Origin of the sequence: Wohlfahrtiimonas larvae, assembly GCF_002006755.1 — a bacterium.
GTDB lineage: Bacteria > Pseudomonadota > Gammaproteobacteria > Cardiobacteriales > Wohlfahrtiimonadaceae > Wohlfahrtiimonas > Wohlfahrtiimonas larvae.
On the sequence record NZ_MVDO01000008.1, the window covers coordinates 1 to 11388 of the forward strand.

Below are 11388 nucleotides of genomic sequence, written 5' to 3' on the forward strand. Positions count from 1 at the left end.
ATTCAATCCTTTGATTGCACCATCCCAACTATGCGTTAAGATTAGGCTACCTAAATTAGGTACAGCAATTGAAAAATCATTGGTGCGTGTTTCGGCATTAGGGATTGCAAATAATGTTAAAGCTGCGGGTTGTTCAGTTTCCCAGATCGCTTCAATAGCAGCTAATTTATCAGGCTGATGTTTGAAGACTAATAAACCAGAAGCATCCCCCACAAATATCTGTAGAGGGATTAAAAATGCAGCAACAATAACGCCTACATGCATGGCCTTTTTAGTGGCTTGAGATTTATCGCCTTTCATCATTTTGTATGCAGAAATACCGGCAACAATAAAGGTTGCTGTTAAGCCGGAGGCCAATAGCATATGTGCTAAGCGAACAATAAAACTTGGGTTAAAAATAACTTCCATCCAACTAGTGACATGAGCCTTGCCATCTATCATTTCAAAGCCAGCCGGTGTTTGCATCCATGAATTTAATGCAATAATCCAAAAGGCAGAGAAGGTTGTGCCGATGGCGACCAAGGCTGTTGAAATATTATGCACACGTTGTGACACACGTTTTTGACCAAATAGCATAACACCTAAGAATGTCGCCTCTAGGAAAAAGGCTGTTAATACTTCATACCCTAATAATGGTCCTGCAATGTTGCCAACAGTTTCCATAAAGCCGGGCCAATTTGTGCCAAATTGGAAACTCATTGTGACACCTGTTACAACACCGATTGCAAAGCTTAGTGCGAAAATCTTCACCCAAAAATTATAAGCACTGAGCCAAGATGGGTCTTGTGTTTTTTGATAGCGGAGTTTGAAGAATAGGAGAATCCAAGCAAGTGCGATATTGATACTTGGGAAGATTATATGGAATGTGATGTTGATGGCGAACTGTATTCTGGCCATAATTATTGGATCGAGTTCCATGATTGACCTGCCTTTTGATTAGGAAGTGAGAATGGAAAATATTATAAAAGATTTTTTACAAATATTAAGTTTAGAAAAAGCGCTTTTATTGTAACTATATGATTTTTTAGTTATTTAATATTTTTATATGAGCAATATTTATCTAATTTATGTTTAAATTTGGCTTAAAAACTTAAATAAAAATGACTTTTTAGATTTTTATCATACAAAGTCAAAATTAATAAATATGTTTTATGACTCAAATCATTTTTAAATTTTGTCGTTCTAAATTTGATAATCAGACGTTGATTAGGTTTATTAAACTTTATTTTTATTAAGATATTGTTATAGTAACAGCGCATTTTTCCATTATCCCAGAGGGCAACGAATGAAGTTACTGCCGATTGAAGAAATTGCTACAAAAATTAATCTCTCTTCAGATTATTTAACATCTCATGGTAAATACGCCGCCAAAATTAACCTAAAAAGCATTGATCCTATAGCCAAACAAGGCAAACTCATCCTAGTTACTAGCACAACACCAACACCACAAGGTGAAGGTAAAACTGTGACCACAATCGGCATCAGTGAAGCTTTGAATTACATTGGTGAAAAAGCAATCGCATGTATTCGTCAGCCAAGTTTAGGGCCTGTATTTGGTCAAAAAGGTGGGGCAGCTGGCGGTGGGCAAGCAGAAGTCGTGCCAATGGAACAATTGAATCTTCATTTAACAGGTGATATTCATGCATTAACTTCAGCGCATAATTTAGCATCGGCAGCTTTAGATGCGCGTCTATTTCACGAGAATCGTTTGCGTGATCGCTTTACTGAAAAAAGTGGATTACCACGTTTAAATATTGATAAAAATGCCATCGTTTGGCCACGTGTTGTGGATCATAATGATCGTGCACTGCGTGACATTTACGTGGGTAAAATGGCAGAGAACTTAGAAAATGTTCATCCAGCGGCATTTGATATCACAGCGGCTTCTGAATTGATGGCTATTTTGGCGCTCAGTAAAAATTTACAGGATTTAAGGCAACGCATCGGCAAAGTTGTCTTAGCTTATGATATGAATGGCAGGGAGATTACAGCAGAAGATTTAGAAGTTGCGGGTGCAATGACGGCGATTTTACAAAAAGCCATCGAACCAACTTTAATGCAAACAACGGAAAATACACCTGTTATTGTACATGCAGGCCCGTTTGCAAATATTGCGCACGGCAACTCTTCCATCATTGCTGATGATATTGCATTGTCATTAGCTGATTATGTGGTGACAGAAGCAGGTTTTGGCTCTGATATGGGTATGGAAAAATTCTTTAATATTAAAGCACGTACAAGTGGTGTTTTTCCTTCTTGTATTGTGGTTGTAAGCACAGTAAAAAGCATCAAAGCAAATTGTGTCACAGACAATCCTACTGCAATCGAGATGTTAGAATGTGGTGCGCGTAACTTAGGCTGGCATATTCATAATGCGAAACGCTATGGTTTACCTGTGATCGTTGCGATCAATGCATTTCCAAATGATACAGTGGAAGAACTGGCATTCATCAGATCTTTTGCGTTAGAAAATGGTGCGGTGGATTGTGAGATCAGTAATGCTTATGCAGAAGGTGGTAAAGGCGCAAGTATATTAGCAGAGAAGATTGTGAAAGCCTGTGAGAGCGATCAGAAAGCGCAATTATTATATGGTGATGACTTGAACCTGCAAGAGAAAATTTTCGCTGTGGCGAGCACTTATGGCGCAACTGAAGTGGACTATTCACCAGAAGCTATGGCAATTTTACAAAAATTAGAAGCAGAGGGTTATGGAAATTTACCTGTTTGTATTGCTAAAACGCCAGCATCCATTAGTCATGATCCAAAAATTAAAAATGTACCTGCGCCATTTATTTTACCTGTAAAAACATTACAGTTGGCAAAAGGAGCAGGATTCATTAAAGTGTTATTAGGCGATGTGATGACGATGCCAGGATTGGGATTGAATCCTGCCTATCGTAACATCGATATCGATGAGGATGGCAATATTGTAGGGTTATAATTATGAAAAGAGATCCTAGGTTAATTGAGTTTTCAAGAGAGCACCATAGCGCTTTAAAGTTGGGTTTGTTGATTAAAAATAGTGATGATTTACCGCTATTAATTAAAGAGATCAAAAAAGCTAAAGGGATGTTATTGAATCATTTTGCTGAAGAAGAAACAGATTTATTGAGCATTATGAATGAAATGAATAGCCCAAATTTGGTCGCTCAATTTGAGAGTGATCATAAACAATTAAGAGCTTATTTACATCAATCTGAGTTGGCTTTGGACGATGTCAAAGCATTTGGTGCTTTGCTCACAAGCCATTCACGATTTGAAGAAAAAGAGCTCTTTCAGGCGATTCAAGCCTATTGGGCGGAAACGGAAACAGGCAATCAATAAATTAAAGCTCCTTCGGGAGCTTTTTTAATCATCGCTACTTGAACCGCTATCACAAGAAGAATCATCCGAGCTTGATGAAGATGAGTCGTTATCACTGTTCTGGTCAAGCTAAACAGGACACTTTTATTTGAGACTTTTCAAATGTAAATGGACTCATTCCATTATTGAGATTACAGCTCAACGTCATCAGCGTATGAATGACATATTTCATGATCAAGATACATGTTTAGATATTTATGCGCCATTAGATGCGGATATTTCAGATGAATCACGGCCAACAGCTAAAACAGGTGTTGCATTGGGAATTTTAAATTTATGTTCTGGTTCAGGCATTAAAATTATAGATAAGCGCGAAGAAATGAGTAATAGCGATGTCCCATTCTTATATTATGTAGGGAAAGCCCGTCGTAGGAAATTTCATGCAGGCATTCATCGTAATGCGGCATACAGTGATTGGAAAGAATTAGGTGTTGTGGCAGAGGATGGAATTTTTAATTTATTTTATACACAATCTGATCGTGCATATAGTGGTGAGATGATGGTAGGCGATTCAGCGTTATATAAGCTCAATTTAGAATTTTCTACTTTGTACGCAGGGCATCGTATTAATGCTAAACCAGTTGCCCCTAATAAGATTGAAATGGTGATTGTAGAATCCAGTGATGATTTGCATAGTAATAATTTTAGTCATGAACAGTTTATAATGTTTGATTAATGGTAAGTAGATAGAATAGTTGGATTATTAATTATTGGTAATTTGGTTGGTAAATAAATTTTTAAATTAATTTAATTATTATATATCAATATGATATTGGTTATTAGAGAATCCCGCTACCTCCGCCAAGTATATGATTAAGCCCTTATTTTTGAACTGCCCCTATAAACTTGGACAGTTTATAAATTATTAAGACAAGGACTGATTTCGATATTCTATCGGACTTAGCCCTTTTAGTTTGAGCTTAATTCGATCATTATTGTAATAATTGATGTACTCATGAATCTCTTTCTCTAATTGATCAACCGATTCAAATTTTTTCATATGAAAACATTCTGATTTCAAAATACCAAAGAAGTTTTCAATCACAGCATTATCATAACAGTTACCCTTGCGAGACATACTTTGCCTAATTTTATGATCTTTTAATGATTGTTGATACTGTTTCATTTGATATTGCCATCCTTGATCAGAGTGTAAAATCAATTGATTACGACCGATCTTATGCAACTTTAAATAATCCAATGCTTTATTTAGCATTTTGCCAACTAATTCATATTTTGGATGTCTAGTGATTTCATAGCTGATAATCTCTTGATTATATAGATCTAGAATCGGGGACAAATACAGCTTTTCACCATTCACTTTAAACTCTGTCACATCAGTCGCCCATTTCTGATTCGGTTTTGTGGCTTTAAAATTACGCTTCAAAATATTCTTCGCTATTTTTCCAACTTTTCCTTTATAAGATTGGTATTTCTTCGGTCTTACTAAAGATTTAAGATTCAGTAATCGCATGATTCTTTGAACTTTTTTATGGTTAATGGGGAAATTTTTTTGTAATATCGCAGTGATGCGACGATAACCATATCGACCTTTATGCTCATGAAAAAGGTCTGTTATCCTTGCTTTAAGGCTTTCATTTGAATCAGGCTTAGCCAATACTGCCTTATGATAGTAATAAGTGCTTTTGGCTAGATTCATGATTTTGAGCAAAGTTGCTAAGGCGTGTTTTACTTTGAGATCTTCTGCAATGATTGTTTGCGCCTGAGCGCTTCTTCCTTCTCGTCCAATTCCTGAAACTTTTTTAATACATCATTCTCCGTACGAAGATAGGTTAATTCAGCTTGAAGTTGGTCTATCAACTTTTCTTGTTCAATGCGATTATCGGGCTTCTTGGGCAATCTCATCTTTTTAGGTCTTCCTTTTTGATGTGGTTCAAGTGCACTCAAACCACCTTCTTTAAACAGAGTTTGCCATTCTAATATAGAAGTAAATGCTGGAATATTAAAATATGAAGCAGCTTCGCGGGCAGAGTAATAATGATCTGACATAAACTTCAATACATAATGTTTAAATTCAGCAGAATATAATCGTTTTGTTGTTCTTGGCTGAATCCCTGATTGACCATGATATTGATAGGCCTTGACCCACTTTTTAATGGTGGATTGATCAATATTAAAATGATCAGCTGTAGAGCTATATCCATTTCCTTTTTGATAAAACTTAATAACTTTTAATTTTAAATCAAAAGAATACTTCGCCATATAAAAACACCCCAAAGTTGTGTCCAACTTTTGGGGTGCAGTTCACAAGGGTGGAGTTTTTTTATATATAGTGTTTTTTAGTTGCTTATTGAATATATTTTGTTAATACTTAAATAAATATTTTTGATTGTTATTAATAATTAATGATAAGCGAGTCAATATGGATTATTTGCATGGATCAGATTTAAAAGCCATTTTGCACAGTAAACGCGCCAACATTTTCTATTTAGAGCATTGCCGAGTGATGCAAAAAGATGGCCGAGTTTTATATCTCACAGAAGCGAAAAAAGAGAATCAGTATTTTAATATTCCGATTGCCAATACAACTGTAATTTTATTGGGTACGGGCACATCAGTGACGCAAGCTGCCATGCGAATGTTGGCAAGTGCAGGTGTTTTGGTAGGATTTTGTGGCGGTGGCGGCACACCATTATTTATGGGAGCGGAGATCGAATGGCTCACACCACAAAGTGAATATCGTCCCACTGAATATATGCAAGGCTGGATGCGATTTTGGTTTGATGATGATCAACGCTTAGTTGCTGCAAAAAGCTTTCAACAAGCAAGAGTTGATTTTATCCGCCGAACTTGGGCAAAAGATAGAGATTTAAAAACAGAAGGTTTTAACATTGAGGCGCTTGATATTATACAAGCGCTTCATTTTTTTGAGCGTAGAATTCCTGAGTTAATTAAAGTAGGTGATCTGTTATTGGCAGAAGCACAGATGACAAAGCAACTGTATAAAGTTGCAGCAATTAATACGAATTATCAGAATTTTAGTCGCAATCATGGTGAAAGTGATCTGGCTAATAATTTTCTAAATCATGGAAACTATTTAGCTTATGGCTTGGCAGCTTGTACATTGTGGGTTTTAGGCATTCCGCATGGCTTTGCTGTGATGCATGGTAAAACTCGGCGAGGCGCTTTGGTCTTTGATGTGGCAGATTTAATTAAAGATGCCATTGTGCTGCCTTGGGCTTTTATTTGTGCCAAAGAAAATGCAACGGAACAAGAGTTCCGTCAGCAAGTTTTACAGAAATTCACAGAGCATAAATGTTTGGATTTTATGTTTGATCAAGTCAAAGGGATTGCCTTGAGAAATTGGCAGGCAGAAGGCGGTGAAACATTATGATGGTTACTTTTGTAAGTCAATGTGAGAAAAAATCTCTCGCTAAAACAAGAAGAGTTCTGGATGCTTATGCCAATCGTATTGGTGACAATGTATGGCAAACCATCATCACAGAAGAAGGGCTTTTGATGGTGAAAAAGTTGCTCCGCAGAACAGCTAGCAAAAATACAGCAGTCAGCTGCCACTGGATTCGATCCCGAAGGAGAAGTGATTTATTATGGATTGTTGGGAATCGTAATAAATTTAATAGTGAAGGGATTGTGCCGGTGAATGTTACTCAAAAAGAATTATTAACGGATGTGATAACTATGAAAGCAAAACAAGATCAATTATATGCCAATACACATTTACAATTATTAGCTGAGCATCTGTTTGCAGTAGGCTATTTGTCTGAAAGACTTTTTAAAAATACTGTTAACAATGAAGAGAAAAATAATTTAGCTAATATTGCTTATTTAGCAGGTTGTTTGCATGATATAGGTAAGATTGATCCCAATTTTCAAAATTGGGTAAGAAATGATAAGCGCAAAGATACTGGTGAAGACGGTCAACATATTGATGTTAAAAAAGAGTTTTCATTTGAAAACTATCCTAGACATAATGAAATTTCTGCGATGCTGCTTAATTTTTTTGAAGATCAATTAAAAAGTTTGAATATTATTCAAAAAGAAGCACTGAATCATATTGTCTATTGGCACCATGCGAAGCCTTTTAGGAAAAAAGATGATTTTGACAATATATTTAAAGCTTATGAGTATTTTAGAAAGCAGATTACAGAAGAAGAGTGGCAAAATTTTACTACTCAGATATTGGTGGTATTAGAATCTGTCAATCATTTGGCTGATCAATATGGCGAAACAAATATTTTGAATTCTAAACTATTATGGGAAATGAAAAATGTTAATGAGCATTTAGAAAACTTTGAGTATTCTGCTAAAGGTAAAAGTTTTGCTGAATTTAAAAGTTATTCTGAATTAGATAGTTTTGATAAGCTTAGAAATAAAATTGATAAAAATGCTTACAATAATTTATTACGTGCCTGCATCATTAGTGCTGATCGCATTGTCTCTTCAAAGAGTTCAGAGGATTTATCAGAATATATTCAATCAGGAAGGTTATTGGAATGGATTGAGAATGTAACAGAAGAGCAATCTTTATTAAATGTGCATTTAGAGGCAGCATCTACAGTTTTCCCTATGAGCGAACGCACTCAATTACAAAATAATGTTGCGCTTCAATTGAGTCAAAAAAAATCTATACCTGTGTTAGCAGGTCCTGCGGGTTGTGGTAAAACAAGAATTGCTTTGGAGTGGGCAAGATTACAAAAAGCTGAAAAAATTATTTGGGTTTGCCCGCGTGTACAAGTGTGTCAGGGGATTTTTGAAGAATTAACGAAAGAATATTTACCTGATGCAGATATTGAAATCTTCACAGGTGAGTTTAAATACACAAATGAATGGGGCAAAGAAACTGATGAGAAGGATTGTTTTTCAGGAGATGTTGTTGTTACAACCATTGATCAAATTCTAGGATCAATTGTAACGCACACCAATGTAGATGGCTTGTTGCCATTTATGAATGCTCATGTAGTATTTGATGAGTATCATGAATATTTACCAATGGAGATTTTTAATTTACTGTTTGCTGAATTAATTGCAAATAAAAATATGCATGCTGATTATCAAAAGAAAGCTTTATTGGTTTCTGCAACGCCACATTACTATTATCTAGAAAATATTTTAGGATTAAAACAAGATGATGTGGTAGAAATGGCATCCTTTAATCATAGTAACTATCAAATACAATTTATAGATTATGATTATGGAAGCATAGTTAATAATCCTTTTTATAAAAAATATGATAATCAGACTTTTATTATCAGTAATACAGCCTTGACGGCACAATTAGGCTTTATCTACCAAAGAGAGAATGAAAATAGCATAGTCTTTCATGCTAAATTTAAAAAAAGTGATAAAAAAGAATTGTTTAATGAAGTATATGACGCTTTTAAAAAGGAAGGAACACAAAAATATGATGTATTGAGAAGTGGGCCAATTGTGCAAGCCTCATTGAATATTTCAGCTGATGCTATGCTTACTGAAATGACATCCCCTGAAAATATGCTTCAACGTTTGGGAAGATTAGATCGCTTTGGAAAGAATAGTGCGGTTAATATTTTATCAGTCGCAATTACAGAGCATGTGAAAAATGGTAAACAGTTGGGTGCTGGAAAATTTTTAAATACATTAAATAGTTTGCAAACAACTAAATCTTGGTACGATTATTTGCAAAATGAGCTGGGGAATAACACTTTTCAGTTAACTCAATTGTATGAGTTATATCGAAAATTTTATGATTCAGAGATAGGTAAAATCAGTGCTCAACAAGATTTAGAAAAGGCTATTAAACAGAGTATTCATTTGATCGGTAATAAAGTTTCTGAACCAAGAGTAATCGTGAAAACTCAAAAACAGGAACAGAAAAGTAAGATTAGTCGTCACTCTTTGCGTGGTGATAGCCGTTTTGTACAATTAGCAAAATTAGATCTTGAAGATTATACCAATCCAATATTTTTAAATGAATATGCTTATCATCCTCCTGTTGATGATATTAGTGATTATGATAATTTAACAGAATCATTATCTATTATAAGAGATTCTGGTCTTGTGGATCATTTGGCTGCAAAACATGGCAGGATTGATCCCAGTCATCCTATGAAAGGTATTCCTGCAACTAAAATGACATTGAGAAAACAGATGTTAGAAGGCGGGTCATGTAATGCAGAATATCCTTTATATTTAAGTTATATTCAAGATGATTTAGATAAGATTAATGAACCAAGACACAACCATGCAGTTTATTATGCTATTTGTAATCAGCAAGCAATAGGAATGATTGCGATTGATAAATTAGAAGTATTTAAAAATAATCTATAAGGAGAAAATAATGAGTAAAGTTACTGGTATTAAAAGTGTTGATTTTAAAGTAAAAGCTTTTGGTTATGGCGTTGTGAATTGGAATGGCCCAACAACATTAGCCGGTGATGATGGAAGAACAACGGTTGATAATCATACCTTACCTAAATTACGAGGATTTACACCTTATAGCGGTAAAAAGAAAGAAGAAACTGGCTATCAATACCGTAAAGAAGCATCTAATATTGATTTTAATGAAAATCCTTTGTATATCAGTCAAAACTGTGTGCGCCATCACTTATTTAGAGAACAATCTTATGATTTGCATTATGCGAAAGATAAAAATCTAGCAGATGTTTTAGCCTCTATTACAGGTTTAGTTCGCGGTTATGTTGTGCCATCTAGTCAATGTAAGCGTACAAGTCCATTATTAATTACTGATTTTGTTGATCAACTGGGTAATGGAAATTTTGAACAATTATCTAATGCTAGTTCCAGTGAAGAAGTGATAGATAAAGATGGCCAAAAAACTTATAAACGTGGTGAAAACTCTATTTTTTCAAAAACAACTTTTGGTGATACTGAGTATGAAGCTTATGGATCAATCAGTATTGAACAGTTAGAGTTTATTTCATTAGATAAAAAATTTGATCGAGCATCTATGATTATCAAAGAAGGCGAAGGTGAAAAAATTGCAGAGCAAGTTGCAGTATTTATTCAATCATTAGATCCATCTCGTACGCCTAAAGCAATTTTTCATAAAAACTATGTTCGTAAAGGTACAATTTTTGAAGAAGGTGAAGTTGGAATTTTATTAGATAATACTGCGATCGATATTTTAGTGAAAGAAACTTTGAGAATGATTCAGGATTTATCTATTAGACAAGCAAAAGGTTATATGTATGTTGATAGCTTGGAAGTGGATTATAACGATAGTAATAAAATGATGCGCATTAAACGAAATCCCGATGAAGTTAATTCAGAGCCACAAAGCGAGTATGCAGTTTATTTTGAGGAAAAATAAGGAGGATTTATGCAAATCATTATTGATTACGAATCCTCATGGAGAAACTCTTTTTTAGATGGTTCCAATAATGAAGCCTTGCCTAAAAATGGGCGGAAATTTATTGCTTCTATGACGGAATTAAAAAAAGATGGTAATTTCAAACAACATCAAATTACAAAAGATACTGTAATGGGGATTTTGAACCGTTTGATTGGTGATCAACGAAAGTTATATCAAGCAAGAAGTGATCAAAATTATTACTTTAAAAATATTGAAGCAACTTTAAAAGATTCAGATATTAAAGATCAGATATATTCTTCGGAAGAAGAAATGATCTTTTTAAGAAATATTTCAGGTAGTACAGATCAAAATGCTTTTACTGGAATGATTAAAGCTAAAGATGCTGCTTTTAATAGTGAGTTTTCTCAGCAATTGTGGGGAGTTCTTTTTTTATCTTTAGAGAATGTAGTTAGATTTATTTTGGATAATCATTTAGATTTAAATTCTGTACCTATGAATTTAGATCCTATTATTGTAATTAATCAATTAGAAGAGTTGAATGGTATTAAAACTATAGAACTTGAAGGTGATAATGAACGTGCTTATCACAAGGTACAAAGCATATTTCCTGATGTTGATTTTAAGTTATCTACGAAAGGATTATTTACACCAGTTAGCTTTTATACAGCTGCACTTTATATTCAGTTAGCATATTTAAATCAGAAGTATGATTTATCTGAAGTTATGACTAA

9 protein-coding genes are annotated in these 11388 nt (G+C 34.4%); 7 read left to right on the forward strand and 2 right to left on the reverse strand.

Annotated features, from left to right (window positions below):
• Positions 1–918: cytochrome ubiquinol oxidase subunit I (locus BZK14_RS00575; protein ID WP_077924671.1), on the reverse strand; the 918-nt coding region annotated here is incomplete at its 3' end.
• A gap of 367 nt (positions 919–1285) precedes the next feature.
• Here BZK14_RS00575 and BZK14_RS00580 point away from each other — a divergent pair.
• The 3 genes from BZK14_RS00580 (at position 1286) to BZK14_RS00590 (ending at position 4039) form a co-directional block, all read left to right on the forward strand.
• Positions 1286–2941: a formate--tetrahydrofolate ligase gene (locus tag BZK14_RS00580; protein ID WP_077924672.1), complete on the forward strand. Its 1656-nt coding sequence runs from the start codon at positions 1286–1288 to the stop codon at positions 2939–2941.
• Positions 2942–2943: 2 nt separating this feature from the next.
• Positions 2944–3324 (forward strand): hemerythrin domain-containing protein, encoded by a 381-nt coding sequence (locus BZK14_RS00585; protein ID WP_077924673.1) that lies wholly within the window; start codon positions 2944–2946, stop codon positions 3322–3324.
• A 193-nt stretch (positions 3325–3517) separates the two neighbouring features.
• On the forward strand, positions 3518–4039 hold the full coding sequence (locus BZK14_RS00590) for a hypothetical protein (RefSeq protein ID WP_077924674.1): 522 nt from the start codon (positions 3518–3520) through the stop codon (positions 4037–4039).
• Positions 4040–4228: 189 nt separating this feature from the next.
• Here BZK14_RS00590 and BZK14_RS13065 read toward each other — a convergent pair.
• A protein-coding gene (locus BZK14_RS13065) for an IS3 family transposase (protein ID WP_425445324.1) occupies positions 4229–5586 on the reverse strand; the annotation gives its coding sequence in 2 pieces (ribosomal slippage) (positions 4229–5070 and positions 5070–5586; 1359 coding nt in all).
• Positions 5587–5746: 160 nt separating this feature from the next.
• On the opposite strand from BZK14_RS13065, the gene cas1f reads away from it, so the two are divergent.
• The 4 genes from cas1f to cas5fv all read left to right on the forward strand — a co-directional run.
• Entirely contained in the window at positions 5747–6718 is a 972-nt protein-coding gene (gene cas1f, locus BZK14_RS00605) for a type I-F CRISPR-associated endonuclease Cas1f (protein WP_077924677.1), read from the forward strand.
• Positions 6715–9651, forward strand: coding sequence for a CRISPR-associated endonuclease Cas3'' (locus tag BZK14_RS00610; protein WP_077924678.1), 2937 nt, complete (start codon positions 6715–6717; stop codon positions 9649–9651). Before cas1f ends, BZK14_RS00610 begins: the two co-directional genes overlap by 4 nt.
• Positions 9652–9661: 10 nt before the next feature.
• A complete protein-coding gene (gene cas7fv / locus BZK14_RS00615) occupies positions 9662–10654 on the forward strand; it encodes a type I-Fv CRISPR-associated protein Cas7fv (RefSeq protein WP_077924679.1) in 993 nt (330 codons plus the stop codon).
• 9 nt (positions 10655–10663) lie between these two features.
• A partial coding sequence (cas5fv, locus tag BZK14_RS00620) for a type I-Fv CRISPR-associated protein Cas5fv (protein WP_077924680.1) occupies positions 10664–11388 on the forward strand: 725 nt, incomplete at its 3' end.